At 57.2% G+C, this 17,147-nt stretch carries 21 protein-coding genes; 7 read left to right on the top strand and 14 right to left on the bottom strand.

Features of this window, described 5'->3' with window-relative positions; translation table 11 throughout:
• The first annotated feature begins 172 nt into the window (after positions 1–172).
• The 4 genes from I6L37_RS06270 to dolP are packed head-to-tail and all read left to right on the top strand — an operon-like array spanning position 173 to position 3,456.
• On the top strand, positions 173–1,960 hold the full coding sequence (locus tag I6L37_RS06270; RefSeq protein WP_223379383.1) for a penicillin-binding protein activator: 1,788 nt from the start codon (positions 173–175) through the stop codon (positions 1,958–1,960).
• On the top strand, positions 1,881–2,273 hold the full coding sequence (locus I6L37_RS06265) for a YraN family protein (RefSeq protein ID WP_124240007.1): 393 nt from the start codon (positions 1,881–1,883) through the stop codon (positions 2,271–2,273). The genes I6L37_RS06270 and I6L37_RS06265 overlap by 80 nt, the downstream gene beginning before the upstream one ends.
• 9 nt (positions 2,274–2,282) lie before the next feature.
• Positions 2,283–2,873 (top strand): SIS domain-containing protein, encoded by a 591-nt coding sequence (locus I6L37_RS06260; RefSeq protein WP_026456151.1) that lies wholly within the window; start codon positions 2,283–2,285, stop codon positions 2,871–2,873.
• Between the two features lie 4 nt (positions 2,874–2,877).
• Entirely contained in the window at positions 2,878–3,456 is a 579-nt protein-coding gene (dolP, locus tag I6L37_RS06255; protein WP_026456152.1) for a division/outer membrane stress-associated lipid-binding lipoprotein, read from the top strand.
• 43 nt (positions 3,457–3,499) lie between these two features.
• Here the strand turns inward: dolP and I6L37_RS06250 are convergent, their stop codons facing one another.
• From I6L37_RS06250 to zapE, 8 genes are all read right to left on the bottom strand, one after another.
• Positions 3,500–3,925, bottom strand: a complete 426-nt coding sequence (locus I6L37_RS06250; RefSeq protein ID WP_042025050.1) for a ClpXP protease specificity-enhancing factor — start codon at positions 3,923–3,925, stop codon at positions 3,500–3,502.
• The gene (gene sspA, locus I6L37_RS06245) at positions 3,922–4,551 is read right to left on the bottom strand and encodes a stringent starvation protein SspA (RefSeq protein ID WP_026456153.1); all 630 of its coding nucleotides are present in this window, start codon (positions 4,549–4,551) and stop codon (positions 3,922–3,924) included. Before sspA ends, I6L37_RS06250 begins: the two co-directional genes overlap by 4 nt.
• An 87-nt stretch (positions 4,552–4,638) precedes the next feature.
• Entirely contained in the window at positions 4,639–5,373 is a 735-nt protein-coding gene (locus I6L37_RS06240; RefSeq protein WP_216993550.1) for a cytochrome c1, read from the bottom strand.
• A complete protein-coding gene (locus tag I6L37_RS06235; RefSeq protein WP_026456155.1) occupies positions 5,370–6,587 on the bottom strand; it encodes a cytochrome bc complex cytochrome b subunit in 1,218 nt (405 codons plus the stop codon). The genes I6L37_RS06240 and I6L37_RS06235 overlap by 4 nt, the downstream gene beginning before the upstream one ends.
• Positions 6,588–6,589: 2 nt before the next feature.
• Positions 6,590–7,180, bottom strand: coding sequence for a ubiquinol-cytochrome c reductase iron-sulfur subunit (gene petA / locus I6L37_RS06230; protein ID WP_042025048.1), 591 nt, complete (start codon positions 7,178–7,180; stop codon positions 6,590–6,592).
• A 294-nt stretch (positions 7,181–7,474) separates the two neighbouring features.
• Entirely contained in the window at positions 7,475–7,867 is a 393-nt protein-coding gene (rpsI, locus tag I6L37_RS06225) for a 30S ribosomal protein S9 (RefSeq protein ID WP_005336286.1), read from the bottom strand.
• Positions 7,868–7,882: 15 nt separating this feature from the next.
• Positions 7,883–8,311, bottom strand: a complete 429-nt coding sequence (gene rplM / locus I6L37_RS06220; protein ID WP_026456103.1) for a 50S ribosomal protein L13 — start codon at positions 8,309–8,311, stop codon at positions 7,883–7,885.
• Positions 8,312–8,577: 266 nt separating this feature from the next.
• On the bottom strand, positions 8,578–9,672 hold the full coding sequence (zapE, locus tag I6L37_RS06215; protein ID WP_216993549.1) for a cell division protein ZapE: 1,095 nt from the start codon (positions 9,670–9,672) through the stop codon (positions 8,578–8,580).
• A gap of 139 nt (positions 9,673–9,811) precedes the next feature.
• Between zapE and I6L37_RS06210 the strand changes: the two genes are divergently transcribed.
• The 3 genes from I6L37_RS06210 to degS all read left to right on the top strand — a co-directional run bounded on the left by I6L37_RS06210 (position 9,812) and on the right by degS (position 12,829).
• Positions 9,812–10,192 (top strand): YhcB family protein, encoded by a 381-nt coding sequence (locus tag I6L37_RS06210; protein WP_042070879.1) that lies wholly within the window; start codon positions 9,812–9,814, stop codon positions 10,190–10,192.
• Positions 10,193–10,273: 81 nt separating this feature from the next.
• Entirely contained in the window at positions 10,274–11,635 is a 1,362-nt protein-coding gene (locus I6L37_RS06205; protein WP_216993548.1) for a Do family serine endopeptidase, read from the top strand.
• A gap of 90 nt (positions 11,636–11,725) precedes the next feature.
• The gene (gene degS, locus I6L37_RS06200) at positions 11,726–12,829 is read left to right on the top strand and encodes an outer membrane-stress sensor serine endopeptidase DegS (protein WP_026456106.1); all 1,104 of its coding nucleotides are present in this window, start codon (positions 11,726–11,728) and stop codon (positions 12,827–12,829) included.
• Between the two features lie 121 nt (positions 12,830–12,950).
• Here the strand turns inward: degS and npr are convergent, their stop codons facing one another.
• The 6 genes from npr to lptB all read right to left on the bottom strand — a co-directional run bounded on the left by npr (position 12,951) and on the right by lptB (position 17,144).
• The gene (gene npr / locus I6L37_RS06195; protein WP_026456107.1) at positions 12,951–13,223 is read right to left on the bottom strand and encodes a PTS phosphocarrier protein NPr; all 273 of its coding nucleotides are present in this window, start codon (positions 13,221–13,223) and stop codon (positions 12,951–12,953) included.
• 20 nt (positions 13,224–13,243) lie between these two features.
• A complete protein-coding gene (gene rapZ / locus I6L37_RS06190; protein WP_042070881.1) occupies positions 13,244–14,110 on the bottom strand; it encodes an RNase adapter RapZ in 867 nt (288 codons plus the stop codon).
• A 45-nt stretch (positions 14,111–14,155) separates the two neighbouring features.
• Positions 14,156–14,602, bottom strand: coding sequence for a PTS IIA-like nitrogen regulatory protein PtsN (ptsN, locus tag I6L37_RS06185; RefSeq protein ID WP_005336322.1), 447 nt, complete (start codon positions 14,600–14,602; stop codon positions 14,156–14,158).
• Between the two features lie 2 nt (positions 14,603–14,604).
• The gene (hpf, locus tag I6L37_RS06180; protein WP_216993547.1) at positions 14,605–14,892 is read right to left on the bottom strand and encodes a ribosome hibernation promoting factor; all 288 of its coding nucleotides are present in this window, start codon (positions 14,890–14,892) and stop codon (positions 14,605–14,607) included.
• Between the two features lie 21 nt (positions 14,893–14,913).
• Positions 14,914–16,353 carry an RNA polymerase factor sigma-54 gene (locus I6L37_RS06175; protein WP_216993546.1) on the bottom strand — a complete coding sequence of 480 codons (1,440 nt, stop codon included), beginning with the start codon at positions 16,351–16,353 and terminating at the stop codon, positions 14,914–14,916.
• 65 nt (positions 16,354–16,418) lie between these two features.
• Complete coding sequence (gene lptB / locus I6L37_RS06170; RefSeq protein WP_026456111.1) at positions 16,419–17,144, bottom strand: LPS export ABC transporter ATP-binding protein; 726 nt, start codon at positions 17,142–17,144, stop codon at positions 16,419–16,421.
• Between the last annotated feature and the right edge of the window lie 3 nt (positions 17,145–17,147).

Raw genomic sequence — 17,147 nt, 5'->3', positions numbered from 1 at the left:
GTCGTCATATTGGCCCGTTTACACTAGGGGGAATTTCAACACTGGTCGGGGAATGAACTTGAACCGGGTTACAAAGCAGCTAAGTGTATCACGACTCTTCGGCATCATACTCGCGGCAGTCCTGCTTGCCGCCTGTGCGTCGGAGCCCAATCAATCTTCCGGACAGCCGGGCATGCCGTCCGCCTTCTCGGAAATCACCAAGAACGCCCAGTGGTATCTGGAGCAGGTTGACCCGGCCAAGCCGGCTGAAGCCTTCACCTGGCAGATGCTGGCGGCGCGCAGCTATCTGGCGCTCGGCCAGAGCAAGCCGGCTGCAGCCCTGTTCCAGCAGTTGCAGAAACAGGCGCAGAGTCCAGAGCAGAAGGCCCAGCTGCAACTGCTGCAGGCTCATCTGTTGCTGGCCCAAGGGCACGCCAATCAGGCGCTGATCCTGCTTGAAGGCAAGCCGGATGTCGCGCTGGATGCCGATACCCAGAAGAACTGGTATCGCCAGCGAGTCGTGCTGCAACTGGACATCAACAACAAGTTTGGTGCCGCCAAGTCTCTCATCGCCATGGAGCCCTACCTGGCCCAGAGCGAGCTGACCACCAACCACCAGCAGATCTGGTCGCTGCTGAAAAGCATGACCCCCTCCACCCTGCAGGCGCTGGAAGAGGCCCCGGCCCCCGACGTGACCACAGGCTGGCTGCGACTGGCGGCCCTGGTCAACGAATTTGGCGCCCAGCCGAACCTGCTGGCCCGCCAGCTGGATGGGTGGAAGCGTGACTTCCCGAACCACCCTGCCCAGAGTGACATGCCCGCCGGCCTTGGCGATCTGGCCTCCACCAGTGGCACCACCGTGCAGCAAATTGCGGTGCTGCTCCCCCTCTCCGGCAATCTGGAGCCACAAGGGGCTGCCATTCGCAACGGCATGCTGATGTCCTACAAGGAGAACCAGGGTCAGTTCACCCTGAACTTCTACGACACCCAGCTCAAATCGACCGCCGAGCTCTACAAGCAGGCGATCCAGGAAGGGGCGGACATGATCATAGGTCCGCTGCTCAAAGACAGGGTCGGGGAACTGCTCAAGGCCAACCCGACCGTGCCAGTGCTGGCGCTCAACGAGCTGGATCAGCCGATCGTCAATGACAGCACCTACTACTTCTCCCTCTCGGCCGCTGCCGATGCCGCCCAGGCCGCCCAGTACCTCTATGGCCAGGGCTACCGCAAGCCGTTGCTGATCGCCGCCCAAGGGCGGATCGGCTACAGCAGCATCAAGGCGTTCGAGCAGACCTGGGCCACCCTGAGCCAGGACAAGCCCGTGGTCGCCACCTTTGGCGCCCGCAACGAGGTGCAGGGCATGGTGAAAAACGCCCTGAGCGGCCGTTCCACCGCCCGCGCCGGCGAAGTGGTGCAACTCTCCGATGCGGCACCGCGCAGCATCGATGCCGTCTATGTGGTGGCCAACAGCCTGGAAACCCGGATGATCAAGCCCTACGTGGACATCTCGGTCAATCCGATGGGCAGCCTGCCCATCTATACCGGTTCCCGTGGCTATGACAGCGCCGCCACCGAGGTCGCCTCCGAACTCAACGGCCTGCATATCGGCGAGATGCCGCTGCTACTGGGCGGTTTCGAGAAGGAACGCGAGCAGATCGCCCTGCTCTGGCCACAGACCCAGGGAGACCTGCTGCGCCTGTTTGCCATGGGCTATGACGCCATCAGCCTGGCCGAAAACCTGCCGCAGATGCGCAAGCTCGGCACCATGCAGCAAGCAGGCATGAGCGGACAGCTGAGCGTGGATGCCAAGGGCAACATCATCAGAACGCTGAACTGGGGCACTTACCGGAATGGCAAGCTGGTCGATGACAACGCAGCCCCGCAACTGGAGGCCCCTTCCAATGAAGAGAGCATTGGCGTGGATGAACCAGCAGTGGCAGAACCTGTTCCCGTCAGCGACGAGCAAGGGACAGTACTTTGAACAGCAGGCCGAGCGCTGGCTGACCGCGCGCGGCCTGCAACTTGCCGCGCGCAACTACCGCTGCCGTGGCGGCGAGATCGATCTCATCATGCACCAGGGCCAGACCCTGGTGTTTGTTGAGGTAAGATACCGCGCCACCACCAGCCATGGCGGGGCCGCCAGCTCGGTCACCCGCACCAAGCAACAGAAGATCAAGCTGGCCGCGCGCCACTATTTGAAGCAACATGCCATCAACGAGGCCAACCAGGCCTGCCGATTCGATGTGATTGCGTTTGAGGGCGACCAGCCCGACTGGTTCCAGAACGCATTTTAAGAGGACCCTATGACTGACCGCATCAAAGAGAACTACACCGAAAGCATCCAGACCAAGATTGCCGCCGCCGAGGCGCTGCCGGATGCCATCCATACGGCAGCCCAGATGATCACCATCTGTCTGCTCAATGGCCACAAGGTGCTGGCATGCGGTAATGGTCCCTCTGCCGCCCTGGCCCAGCTGTTCATCTCAGAGCTGGTCAACTGCTACGAAACCCAGCGCCCTTCCCTGCCTGGCATGGCGCTCACCCCCGACATGGCCACCATCAGCGCCATCGCGACCGACCACGGCTTCGAAGAGGTGTATGCCAAGCAGATCCGCGCCCTGGGCCAACCAGGCGACATCCTGGTCGCCATTACCACCTCGGGCCACAGTCGCAGCCTGATCAAGGCCGCCGAAGCCGCCCTGTCACGGGACATGACCATAGTGGTGCTGAGCGGGGGCGATGGCGGCGAGATGGCCGGTCTGCTGGGGCCCAATGACGTGGAGATCCGGGTGCCATCTGCCCGCCGTCCTCGCATTCTGGAGGTGAACCTGTTGACCCTGCACTGCCTGTGTGATCTCATCGACCAGACTCTTTTCCCGCAACAGGAAGATTGAAACCATGAACAAGAAGTTACTCATGCTGGGTCTGCTGACCGGCTCCCTGCTGCTGCAAGGTTGTGCTGCCGTCGTCGTCGGTGGTGCCGCGGGTACCGCCAAGGTGTCCGGCGACCGGCGCACCCTGGGTGCCCAGTGGGATGATCAGACCATAGAGCTGAAAGCAGCCAACCTGCTGGCTGACAACAAGCCACTGAGCGCAGCCAGCAAGATCAGCGTCTACAGCAACAATGCCCGGGTGCTGCTGGTTGGTCAGACTCCTTCCGAAGCCTACAAGCTGGAAGCCGGCAAGATCGTCGGGCGCATTGACGGCGTTCGCCATGTTTACAACGAACTGCGTCTGGGTGAGCCCGCCAGCTTCACTACCCGCAGCAACGACTCCTGGATCACCTCCAAGGTGAAAGCCGACATGTTTGCCGCCAAAAACTTCGACAGCGCCAAGGTCAAGGTTGTGACAGAGAATGGCGAAGTGTTCCTCATCGGTCTGGTGACCCGTGAGGAGGGAGAACAGGCAGTCAATATCGCTCGCCATGTCAGTGGCGTGAAGCGCGTCATCAAGGCGTTCGAATACGCCCAGAACTGATGACAACCCCCCAGAAAAAAACGCAGCCAATTGGCTGCGTTTTTTATTTGATGACTTTCAGCGTCGGCTTGCCGCTCGGGCGTGGCGGCTCAGGGTCCGGCTCTACCGGCTCCTCGGCCTGCTCCAGCCAGAGATCATAGCCAGGTTCCGGCGGGAACAGGGTTCCTACGCCGTTTTCCCGGGCATGAATGGCCAGTACCGCCGCCATCGGGATGTAGACCTGCTGGGCTACGCCACCGAAGCGGGCACTGAAGCTGATGGCATCATTATCCATGTGGAACTGCATCACGGCACGAGGCGCAATGTTCAATACAATCTGGCCATCCTGGGCAAACTGCATCGGTACCATCACATGGGGAATATTGACGTTGACCACCAGATGGGGGGTCAAATCGTTGTCCAGCAACCAGTCATAGAACGCCCGCAACAGGTACGGGCGGCTCGGCGTCATTGTCGGTTCCATGCTCATACGCCGGCACGGATCTCGCGCTCGGCTTCAGTCAGGGAGGCCTGGAAGGACTCACGCTCGAACAGGCGGACCATGTAAGCTTTCAGCTCCTTGGCACCACGACCGGTCAGATCGATACCCAGGCTTGGCAGACGCCACAGCAGCGGGGCCATGTAGCAATCCACCAGACCGAACTCTTCGCTCATGAAATAGGGCATTTCACCGAAGATGGGCGCGATGGCCAGCAGGTTGTCCCGCAGCTCGTTGCGCGCAGCGTCGGCATCGGTACCGGCCATGATCTTGTCGGCCAGAGAGTACCAGTCCAGCTCGATGCGGTGCATCATCAGACGGCTGTTGCCGCGGGCAACCGGGTAGACTGGCATCAAGGGCGGATGCGGGAAACGCTCGTCCAGATACTCCATGATGATGCGCGAGGTATAGAGCGCCAGCTCACGGTCTACCAGAGTCGGTACTGAGTTGTACGGGTTCAGCTCGGCCAGCTCATCCGGCAGATTGTTTGGGTCAACCTGGCAAATATCCACGCTAACACCCTTCTCCGCCAGGACAATACGCACCTGATGGCTGAACATATCGTTGGCACCGGAAAACAGCGTCATAACCGAACGCTTATTGGCAGCTACAGCCATTGAACCCTCCCCTCATTTAAAAGCAGAAACGGCAATGAAGCATCTTGGACTTCATTGCCGTGCATTATATTACCCGTATCTGGTCGCTTAGTGAACGTCGCGCCAGAATTCCTTCTTCAACAGCACAGTGAAGATGAAGAAGATTACGATGAATCCAAGCACCCAGAAGCCCATGCGTTCACGCTCCTGTTGTACCGGTTCAGCCGAGTAGACCAAGAAGTTTACCAGATCCAGCACCGTCTGATCATACTCTTCGTTATCCATTTCACCATTGCCGTCAGATTTGATGCTGACAACCTGCTGGGTTTCGACGCCATCGACAGTATGTGTCGTAAACTCGGCGCGCGGTGTGCCCTGCAGCGGCTCCAGCACATGGGGCATGCCCACGGACGGGAAAACTGCATTGTTCACCCCGAACGGACGGGTCGGATCGACGTAGAAGGAGCGCAGATAGGTGTAAATCCAGTCTGCCCCACGAACACGGGCCACCAGCGTCAGATCGGGGGGCGGCGCACCAAACCACTTGGCAGCATCCTTCTCGGACATGGCGATCTTCATCAGATCACCGACCTTGGCATCGGTAAAGATGAGGTTGGCTTTCATCAGATCCTCGGGGATTTCGAGATCCGCCGCAACCCGGTTGTAACGCTGGTACTGGGTAGAGTGGCATCCGGCACAGTAGTTCATAAAGGTGGCGGCACCACGCTGCAACGAGGCCTTGTCATCCAGATCGTAATGGGCCTTGTCCAGCGGGAAATTGCCCCCTGCCGCGACCGCCAGGCAGGGTAACAGGGCCAGCACTGCAAATATTATTTTTTTCATTTGAATGTCACCCTTTCCGGCAGCGGCTTGGTTTGTTCGTTTTTGCTGTAGAAGAACAACAGGACGAAGAACCCGAAGTAACCCAGGGTACAGATCTGGGCAACCAGTGTCAGAGTCGGAGTCGACGGCAGCACACCCAGTACACCCAGGATAATGAAGCAGACCACGAACTGGGCAATGTTCAGCTTGTGCAGCTTGCTGCGGTAACGTACCGAGCGCACCTTGCAGCGATCCAGCCAGGGCAACAGGAACAGCACCACGATGGAAAGACCCATCATGATGACCCCGAACAGCTTGTCAGGGACCGCACGCAGAATGGCGTAGAAGGGGGTGAAATACCACACCGGAGCGATATGCGCCGGGGTCTTCAGACCATTCGCCACTTCAAAGTTCGGCTTCTCAAGGAAGTAACCCCACATATCCGGCTTGAAGAAGATGATGGCGCAGAAGAAGAACAGGAATCCCGCGACACCGATCATGTCCTTGACGGTGAAGTAGGGGTGGAACGCCACCGCATCCAGCGGCCAACCGTTGGCATCCTTGTGCTTCTTGATGTCGATGCCATCCGGGTTGTTGGAACCCACTTCGTGCAGCGCCAGGATGTGCATCGCCACCAGCATCACCAGTACCAGCGGCAAGGCGATGACGTGCAGCGCAAAGAAGCGGTTCAGGGTGGCACCTGAGATGACGTAGTCACCACGGATCCACAGGGTCAGGTCGTCGCCGATGACCGGAATGGCACCAAACAGCGAGATGATGACCTGAGCACCCCAGAAGGACATCTGGCCCCACGGCAGCAGATAGCCCATGAAGGCTTCGGCCATCAGTACCAGGAAGATCAGCATGCCGAAGATCCACAGCAGCTCGCGCGGCTTCTGGTAGGAGCCGTAGATCATGCCACGGAACATGTGCAGATAGACAACCACGAAGAAGGCGGAAGCCCCGGTGGAGTGCATGTAACGCAGCAACCAGCCATATTCCACATCCCGCATGATGTACTCGACGGAGGCAAAAGCACCTTCCGCCGAGGGGTTGTAGTTCATGGTCAGCCAAATGCCGGTGATGATCTGGTTGACCAGCACCAACATGGCGAGGGAGCCGAAGAAGTACCAGAAGTTCAGGTTCTTCGGTGCCGGGTACTTGGCCATGTGATCGTTGTACATGGCAGTGAGCGGGAATCGATAGTCGATCCAGCCCATCAGTTTACTCAACATGATCAGGCCTCCTTGCCATCGGCACCGACCAGGATGGTGGTGTCATTAATGAATTGATAGGGCGGCACGACCAGGTTGAGCGGTGCGGGTACCCCCTGGAACACACGACCGGCCATATCGAACTTGGAGCCGTGGCACGGGCAGAAGAACCCGGAGGTGACGCCCTGCACCTGTTCGCCAAAGCTGTCAGGCAAGTAGGTCGGTGAGCAGCCGAGGTGAGTACAGATCCCGACGGCCACGAAGATCTCGGGTTTGATGGATCTGTAACCGTTGTGGGCATAATCGGGCTGCTGAGGTTCATCAGAAGCGGGATCGCGCAACTTGTCATCATGAGCGGCCAGGGCATCCAGCGTCTGCTTGGTGCGGTTGACCACCCAGACCGGCTTGCCACGCCACTCGACACGGATGAGCTGGCCCGGTTCCAACTTGCTGATATCGACTTCGACCGGAGCACCGGCGGCTTTGGCCTTGGCACTCGGGTTCCATGATTTTATAAACGGCACTGCGGTAAAAGCAGCTCCTACCCCACCAACGGCAACCGTTGACCAGGTAAGAAATCTGCGGCGACCGGTATCAACTGGCGCATTGCTCATCCAAAAACTCTCCCATGTGGACTCCGCGCATTCTTATAGTGTCCCTGTTCCCCATTTCTCCGTGACAACAGCGGCGGAAGCTGGAGTTACAATTGCCACAGAAAACAGGGGAAATTTTAAAGAAAAGATAACAACTTGACAAGAAAGAGCGGTGAGCAATAAAAACAATAAAGAAACAATTTTTTGTCTTTTGTGACCTGTGGTTAGCATTGATATCGGTAATATTACCAATAAAAAAAGCCTGGCAATCGCCAGGCTTTTTTGACACTCGAAAGAGTGAGTACCAGAAGCGAATTAACGCTTGGAGTACTGCGGACGCTTACGAGCTTTGTGCAGACCAACTTTCTTACGCTCAACCTTACGGGCATCACGAGTAACAAAGCCAGCTTTACGCAGTTCGGAACGCAGGGTTTCGTCGTACTGCATCAGAGCACGAGTGATACCGTGGCGGATCGCACCAGCTTGACCGGAGATGCCACCACCGTTAACGGTGATGTACAGATCCAGTTTCTCGGTCATCTCAACCAGTTCCAGCGGCTGACGAACTACCATGCGGGCAGTCGGACGGCCGAAGTACTGCTCCAGGGAGCGCTGGTTGATTACGATCTTACCGCTGCCCGCTTTGATGAATACGCGAGCAGTGGAGCTTTTGCGACGGCCGGTACCGTAGTATTGATTTTCTGCCATGTTGCCAGTTCCCGATTAGATATCCAGTACTTGAGGTTGCTGAGCAGCATGAGCGTGCTCGGCGCCTGCGTAAACTTTCAGTTTACGGAACATGGCACGGCCCAGAGGACCTTTCGGCAGCATGCCTTTAACAGCAGCTTCGATTACCATTTCCGGTTTACGCTGAATCAGCTTGTCGAAGCTGATGGACTTGATACCACCCGGGAAACCGGAGTGAGCGTGGTACATTTTATCGGTAGTTTTGTTACCGGTTACACGTACCTTCTCGGCGTTTACAACGATGATGTAGTCACCGGTGTCAACGTGCGGAGTGTACTCAGCTTTGTGCTTACCACGCAGACGAGCAGCGATCTCGGTTGCGATACGACCCAGAGTTTTACCTTCTGCGTCCACAATGTACCAGTCACGTTTTACGGTTTCTGGCTTGGCAACGAAAGTTTTCATTAAGTTAAACCCAATTACCTGTTACAGACCCAATTGCTTATGGGGGCTCTCCCACAAACAACAAACGATGGCCTACCTGTACCCCTTCGAATACAAGTAAAGCTTAAAGTGTTGCTGCCTTATCGACAGCTGTAACGTGGGCCGGGCGATTATAAGTGAAGTTGCCTTAAATATCACCTGCTAATTTCACTGCCATGAAGCTAGCAAATGTCGCCCGGCCCTACCTGCCGCAGATGCCCATCCGACTGGCAGGCGCGGTATTGTGACTAAGGAAGGTGCACTCTTGCAAGGTATTCGTGCGATTGCATTTCCTGAAGCCGTGAAAGACAGCGTTGGAATTCGAAATTCAGCAGCCCTTCACCATAGAGATCCGCCATGGGAACAGCTGCCGAAATGATGAGCTTGACGTGCCGTTCATAGAATTCATCTACCATGGCGATGAAGCGGCGAGCCGCGTCATCCGTACCTGCTCCCATTGGCTGAACGTTGGCCAGCAAGACAGTGTGAAACAACCGGGCCAGTTCGATATAGTCGTTCTGGGAGCGGGGAGTACAGCAAAGTTGCTCGAACTCCATGTAAAGCACCCCTTCCCCCATCCCCAGCGACACCAGCTGGCGATGATTGATCTCAAGATCCCCCACCCGGGCCTCGTGACCACCTGTTAATTGCTGGAAATAACGCTCAAGGTTCGATTTTGCCTGTAGATCCAGCGGACAGTGATAGATCTCGGCCTGCTCCAGGGTTCGCAAGCGATAGTCGATGCCGCCATCCACATTAAGTATCTCGCAATGACGCTCGATCAGCGCGATGGCAGGCAGAAAACGGGCTCGTTGCAGTCCATTGCGATATAACTCTTGCGGAGGAATATTAGACGTAGCGACCAGCACTACGCCGTGGCCAAACAGTTCCTGAAACAGGGTGCCCAGCAACATGGCGTCTGTAATGTCGGAGACGAAAAACTCATCGAAACAGATGATATCCGTCTCGCTGGCGAGCTTGCTGGCAATCTGCTTGAGTGGATCGGTCTGGCCGTTCAATGCATTAAGTTCATCGTGGATGCGGTGCATGAAACGGTGAAAATGGCAGCGCAGTTTACGCTCACCCGGCAGGCTCTCGAAAAAAGTATCCATCAGCCAAGTCTTGCCTCTGCCGACACCGCCCCACATATAGATACCCTGGATGGGCTCGGGCGGTTTCGGCTTTTGCAGCCAGCCCAACAGTCCGCCGGATCTGGTCGGAGTCGGGCGCCGCTGCAAATCCTGATACAGTCGCTCCAGCCTGCTGATCGCCATACGCTGGGCGGGGTCGGCCTGAAAACCCGGACGCAGCAGATCCTGCTGATATTTTTGCTGCGGTGTCATCCTTGATGTGCCTCTCCAAGTCCCTGAATAGAGGACAAAATGGTATCACGGCCTCGGGACGCACGGTATAGTGCCAACCAGGCATGGCGGTTTGTTCAACCGAATCAACACACTGTTTTAGCTGTAACAAGGAGCATCTATGAGTCTGTTAACTGGGATCCTGCTGGCTGTCGCGGCCCTGATCATCGGTATCATCATCGGCCGTTTCTCGGTACGTAGCCGTGATGCCGGCCGTCTGGAACAGGAACTGAAGAAGGCCCACAAAGAGCTCGAAAGTTATCAGGGCCAAATCAATACCCACTTCGCCGACAGTGCGGCGCTGATGGAGCAACTGGCCGAGCAATATCAGACCCTCTACCGCCACATGGCAGAGCAGAGCAAGTTCCTGGCCAAGGCTCAAGAACCCCTGTTCCGTGAGCCGCCGGTAGAAGAAACGCAAACCAGCACCGAGACTGAACCCGGCATTCCTCCCCGTGACTATGCCGGAGCCTCTTCCGGTTTGCTCAAGCAAACAAGCTAGTGCCTCGCGGAACTAATCCGCCAGCCCTGTGGTCTGACCTTGACGATTGCAATGCAACTTTTTCTGGGAGCTGTTTTTCATATGCGTAAACCTCTTTCCATGCTCAGTGTGCTAGCCCTCAGTGTCGGTATCGCCATGTCTGCGGCCCCTGCACAGGCTGCAATGCCTTCCCTGTTCGAATCTAACCAGGAGATGCCGAGCCTGGCACCGGTTCTTGAGCAAGTTACCCCTGCCGTGGTCAATATCTCCGTCTCCGGCAAGAAAGTGACCCGTCAGCGTCTGCCGGAACAGTTCCGTTTCTTCTTTGGCCCCAACATGCCTGACGAGCAAGTGAGCGAGCAGCCGTTCCAGGCGCTGGGCTCCGGCGTCATCATCGATGCCAAGAAAGGCTATGTCATCACCAATGCTCACGTGGTACACGAAGCGGACGAGATCAAGGTCAACCTGAAGGATGGCCGCGAGTACGCCGCCAAGAAGATTGGTGAAGACAAGCAGTCCGATATCGCTCTGCTGCAAATCAAGGCCGACGATCTGGTGCAGATCAAGTTTGCCGACTCCGACGAGCTGCGAGTCGGCGACTATGCGCTGGCCATCGGCAACCCGTTTGGGCTGGGCCAGACCGTGACCTCGGGTATTGTCAGCGCCCTGGGCCGTAGCGGCCTCAACATCGAAAATCTGGAGAACTTCATCCAGACCGATGCGGCCATCAACTCCGGCAACTCGGGTGGCGCCCTGCTCAACCTGCGTGGCGAGCTTATCGGTATCAACACCGCCATCCTGGGCCCCAACGGTGGCAACATCGGCATCGGCTTTGCCATTCCGTCCAACATGGTGCGCAACCTCTCCGAGCAGATCATCAAGTACGGTGAAGTGCGTCGTGGCCAACTGGGGATCACCGGCACCGAGCTCACTTCGGAGATTGCCAAGACCTTCGGTTACAACAAGAAAGATGGCGCCTTCGTCAACCAGGTCATGCCTGACTCTGCTGCAGCCAAGGCCGGCATCAAGGCTGGCGACATCATTGTCAGCATCGATGGCAAAGCCATCCGTTCGTTTGGTGAGCTGCGCGCCAAGATCGCGACCATGGGTGCCGACAAGCAGGTTGCCCTCGGCCTTATCCGCGACGGAAAAGAGCAGACCGTCAAGGTTACCCTGAAGAAGGCAGATGATAGCGAGCTCCTGGCCAGCGCCCTGCATCCGGCACTGGAAGGGGCCAAGCTGAGCACCACTACAGAACCTGTTTCCGGCGTCGCCGTGGCCGATATCGACCCACGCTCGCCTGCGGCGGCTTCGGGCTTGCAGAAAGGTGACATCATCATCGGAGTCAACCGCCTGCGGATCAACACACTGGGCGAGCTGACCAAAGCACTCAAGAACAAACCTGACGTGCTGGCACTCAATATCCAGCGGGGTGACTCTTCACTCTATCTGGTGATCCGCTAATCCCTCCCCCACCCGCGGCATTCGCCGCGGGTGATTTTTATCCACCGATGATGTTATTCTCTGCCCGCAGCCTGTACGGATGAGAATGACATGAAAATCCCCCCTTTAGTCAGTTACTTGGGCAAGTCCATCGGCTTCGGTTTGACCGTCGCGGCGCTGCTGCTTGTGTTGTTTCCCAATTTTCGTGGGGGGGCCCAGCTACCCGGTCTCATCACCAATGCCCGCGAGTTGAGCTTCTCCTACGCCGCCCATCGCGCCGGCCCTGCCGTCGTGAATATCTACACCCGCAGCTTTGCCGCCAATCAGGGGAATCAGGGGGAACTGCGCCCACAGGGGCTGGGCTCCGGCGTCATCATGACTTCCCGCGGTTACGTGCTGACCAATTATCACGTCATTGCCGATGCCGACCAGATCATCGTCGCACTGCAGGATGGCCGGGTGTTCAGCGCCGAGCTGGTCGGTACCGATCAGCTGACCGATCTCGCCGTACTCTATATCGAAGCGGACAATCTGCCGGTCATCCCGCAGGATCCTGAACGACAACCCGAAGTGGGTGATGTGGTGCTTGCCATAGGCAACCCTTACAACGTGGGCCAAACCATCACTCAAGGCATCATCAGCGCGACCGGGCGCGCCGGGCTCTCCAGCATGGGACCCGACAGCAATGGCCGCCAGGATCTGCTGCAGACCGATGCCGCCATCAATGAGGGCAACTCGGGCGGGGCTCTGGTCAATGGTCGTGGCGATCTGGTGGGGATCAACACCGCTACTTATCACCTCAACGGCAATCAGGAGACTTACGGCATCAGCTTCGCCATCCCCTACCGGCTAGCCAAGCGGATCATGGATGAGCTGATCGCTAACGGTCGGGTCATCCGTGGCTACCTCGGCGTCTCCAGCGTCGAGATCAACCCCATCGTCGCTCGCATGATGAACCTGGGCGATCTGCGCGGTCTGGTGGTGGAGAGCCTGGATCCCAACGGCCCGGCCAGCAAGGGAGGTCTGAAGCGGGGAGATGTACTGCTCAAGATCAACGGAGAGGCCATCAGCGGCGTTCGGGCCGCCATGGACAAGATTGTCGAGAGTCGCCCGGGCACCAAGCTCACCATATCGGTATTTCGTGAGGGCAAACCGCTCGAAGTCGTAGTCACCATAGAAGAAGACCTGCGCTACCAGAAGCGGGCAACCCGCTAGGGTGCTGTACACGCAGGACGTCGACGGCAGGAGATAGCGGAGTGGGAAGGAGAGAGAATACCTGAGAAGCCGCAGGTATTCTCCTTATGCGTGGCGTCTCATACGCCAGAAGGCTGAGCGACTACTCTTCATTGAAACCGGACGTAAACAACGCGACAACGGCAGCCAGGGCTTCCACCTCGTCGGGCCCCTCCACCTGAACTTCCACCTGGCGGCCCTGGGCAGAGTCCAGCATCAGCAAGCCAATCACACTGTCGGCATCAGCCTCAACACCATCCTCATTGCGCAGCAGCACATGAGCATCAAAACCCTGTACCAGCTCAAACAGCATCATGGCTGGCCGAGCGTGGATACCCAGCTTGTTCTTCACTTCAACCGAGGCGGAAACTGTCATCAGGTCGTCCTATTGGGGTATCACGCTTGGGAACTGCTCTTGTCGAGGGTACGGTGGCGAATTTGCACGTTCTTGCCGAGCTGCCGGAAGGAGTTGGCCAGGCGTTCGGCGATGAATACCGATCTGTGCTGGCCCCCGGTACAGCCGATGCCGACCGTGAGATAGCTGCGGTTGTTACGCTCCAGATGGGGGAGCCAGGTCACCAGCATGTGTTCGATTTGCTGGGTGAACAGCATCACGTCCGCCTGGGCCGAGAGGTAGCTGGCCACCGGCTCATCCTTACCGGTAAAAGGCTTGAGCTCGGGGATCCAGTGCGGATTGGGCAGGAAGCGAGCGTCGAACACGAAATCGGCATCCTTGGGTATGCCATATTTGAAACCGAACGACTCGAACACCAGCACCAACTCGTTCTCTTTCTTGCCGAGCACCCGAGTCTTGATGAGCTCGCTCAAGTCGTGAATGCTGAGGCTGGTAGTATCGATGCGCAGATCGGCAGTTGAGGAGATCGGCGCCAGCAGATGGGTCTCTTCCCGGATCGCCTCGTCCAACGACAGTTTGTTGCGCGACAAGGGGTGCAGACGGCGGCTCTCGCCATATCGTTTGAGCAGCGTGGTGTTGTCGGCATCGAAGAAGAAGCTGGCAAACTCGACCCTGCCCTCGTTGCGCACCTGAGCCAGCAAATTCTCCAGTTTTTCCGAATCATTCGGCAAGTTGCGCACGTCTATGCTGACTGCCAGCTTGTCGTACTGGCTCTCGACCGAAACGATCAGCTGGGGCAACAGGTTGACCGGCAGGTTGTCCACACAGTAATAACCCAGATCTTCCAATACCCTCAGGGCTACGGTTTTACCGGAGCCCGAGCGTCCACTTACCACGATTAACTGCATCTTGTTCCCTCACGCCAAAACGGGTGTGTGATCCTGGCCTGTATATCAGGCTGAGGTCATGATCTGATAGAGCTCTTCATCGCTGGTTGCCTGGCGTAACTGGCGGCATACCGCCTTGTCACCCAGCTTGGAAGCCATCAGGGAAAGGGTCTTCAGATGCTGTTTGCACTCGCTTTCCGGTACCAACAGGGCAAACAGCAGGTCAACCGGTTGATTGTCGATGGAGTCGAAAGGGATGGGATCGGCAAACGTCATCAGAATAGCGGTGGGCGGAAATTCATCGTCGATACGACCATGAGGGATCGCGATACCGGCACCGATCCCGGTACTGCCCATTTTTTCGCGGGCCAGCAAGCATTCAAACAGCGCCTGGCGTGAGGTACCCAGGCGCTCGGCGGCCAGCTCGCTGATGATTTCGAGGGCCCGTTTCTTGCTTGTACAAGGGACTGCACTCTTGGTGCAGTCCCGACTCAGTATGTGTTCAAGTTGCATGGTTATTTTTTATTTAACTTGTCTTTATGCTTGATGATCTGCCTGTCCAGCTTGTCGAGCAGGGTATCTATCGCGGCATACATATCGACATGCTCGGAGTTGGCGAAGACCTCGCCGCCACTGACATGCAGTTTGGCTTCGGCGATCTGGTTCAGTTTTTCCACGCTCAGTACCACATGCACGTTGTTGATGTGGTCGAAGTGACGCTCGAGTTTGGCAAATTTGTTATTCACATAATCACGCAGAGCTTCGGTAATCTCGACATGGTGTCCGGTCAGGTTAATTTGCATAACGTCATCCTTTTGTTTTGCCTAAACCAGGCGTTTGCGCTGATTGGAAGGTGGGATAAACAGGGATTCGCGGTACTTAGCGATCGTGCGTCTAGCCACCATAATACCCTGTTCGGCCAGCAAATCCGCGATCTTGCTATCACTTAGCGGCTTGGCGGGGTTCTCCGCCGTCACCAGCTTCTTGATGAGCGCACGGATTGCGGTCGATGAGCACTCTCCTCCTCCTTCTGTATTCACATGGCTGGAGAAAAAAAACTTCAGTTCGAAAATACCGCGGGGGGTATGCATGTATTTCTGGGTTGTTACACGGGAGATGGTCGACTCATGCATCTCCACCGCTTCGGCGATATCGTTGAGCACCATCGGCTTCATCGCCTCTTCACCATATTCGAAAAAACCCTGTTGCTGCTCGACGATGCAGCTGGCCACTTTCAACAGGGTGTCGTTGCGGCTCTCAAGGCTCTTGATGAACCACTTTGCTTCCTGCAAGTGGGAACGGATAAACTGGGTATCCGTGCTGCTACGGGCGTTACGTGCCATAGCGGCATAGGTCTCGTTGACCCGGATGCGCGGGGATGAATCAGGATTGAGTTCCACCACCCAGCGATTCTGCCGTTTGACTACGGAGACGTCCGGGATCACGTACTGGGAGTCGCTCTGGATGATGCCGTTGCCCGGCCGTGGCTCCAACAGCTGGATCAGATCCAGCACCTCCTTGAGGTCGCTCTCCTTGAGCCGAGTCTTGCGCGCCAGGGTGCGGTAATCGCGATTGCCGAGCAGATCCATGTGCTCCTGGATCACCTCCTTGGCCTCACTGATCCAGGGAGTCTCAGTGTCGTACTGCTCCAGCTGGATCAGCAGGCACTCCTGTACCGAACGAGCTGCGATACCCACGGGATCGAAGTGTTGCACCCGCTTGAGCACGACCTCGATTTCATCGAGTTCGACCTCCACTTCGTCGCTGCTCACCGCCGCCTGGATATCTTCCAGCGACACAGTCAGATAACCGGATTCGTCGATGGCATCTATGATGGCAAGCGCGATGGCGGCATCCACATCGCTGAACGGGGTGAGGCGCATCTGCCACAACAGGTAGTCCTGCAGGTTCTCGGTGGTCTCCCCCTGGTAGACGGTGTCATCTCCATCATGGATGGGTCCGGCACTCTGGGCCGTCCCCGCGGAATAGACCTCGTCCCAGGTCGTATCCACCGGCAACTCGTCCGGCATCTGATCCTGGGCCATGGCATCGCTGGAATCCAGCTGGCTGGCATCGACCTGATCTTGCGGGGATGTCTCCTGCACCTCGCTCTCTTCCTGCTCCAGCAGGGGATTGTTTTCGAGCGCTTGCTGAATTTCCTGCTGAAGTTCCAGAGAGGAGAGCTGGAGCAGACGAATCGCTTGTTGTAATTGCGGCGTCATGGTCAGGGATTGACCGAGACGCAACTGTAATGTCGGCTTCATCTACGTCGGGATATCCTTATGTTCAGCGAGGCACGCGGCAAAGGAAATGAAGGCATGCCCCCTTACTATAGACTGAATTGATCGCCCAAATAGACGCGCTTGACCTGCTCATCGGCGAGGATATCAGCCGGCGCACCTTCAGCAATCATCTGGCCGTGGCTGACGATATAGGCCTTCTCACATACGTCCAGAGTCTCTCTGACGTTGTGGTCGGTAATCAAGACGCCCAGCCCCCTATCTTTCAGGTGCTGGATGATCTTCTTGATGTCTATCACAGAAATGGGATCCACACCGGCAAACGGCTCATCCAGCAGGATAAAGCGCGGCTCCGCCGCCAGGGCGCGGGCAATTTCGACCCGGCGCCGCTCGCCACCGGACAAACTCTGACCCAGGTTGTCGCGGATGTGGGTGATGTTGAACTCTTCCAGCAGCTGTTCGACCTTGTCTTCCCGCTCCTCGCGACTCAACCCCTTGCGAGTCTGCATGACTCCCATCAGGTTGTCGAACACCGAGAGACGGCGGAAAATCGAGGCTTCCTGCGGCAGATAGCCGATGCCGTTGCGGGCACGCACGTGCATGGGCTGCAGGCTGATATCCTGATCATCGATGGTGATGAGACCGGCATCACGCTGCACCAGGCCGACAATCATGTAAAACGAGGTCGTCTTGCCGGCGCCGTTGGGTCCGAGCAAGCCGACGATCTGGCCTGTGCCTACCTCCAGACTCACATCACTGACCACCATGCGGCGCTTGTAGCTCTTCTGCAGGCCCACTGCTTTCAATACTGCCATGGC

The sequence above is a fragment of the Aeromonas sp. FDAARGOS 1407 genome (assembly GCF_019048725.1).
Lineage (GTDB): Bacteria > Pseudomonadota > Gammaproteobacteria > Enterobacterales > Aeromonadaceae > Aeromonas > Aeromonas enteropelogenes.
Note: the sequence above shows the minus strand (reverse complement) of the source record. Positions and strands in the feature narration are given on the sequence as shown.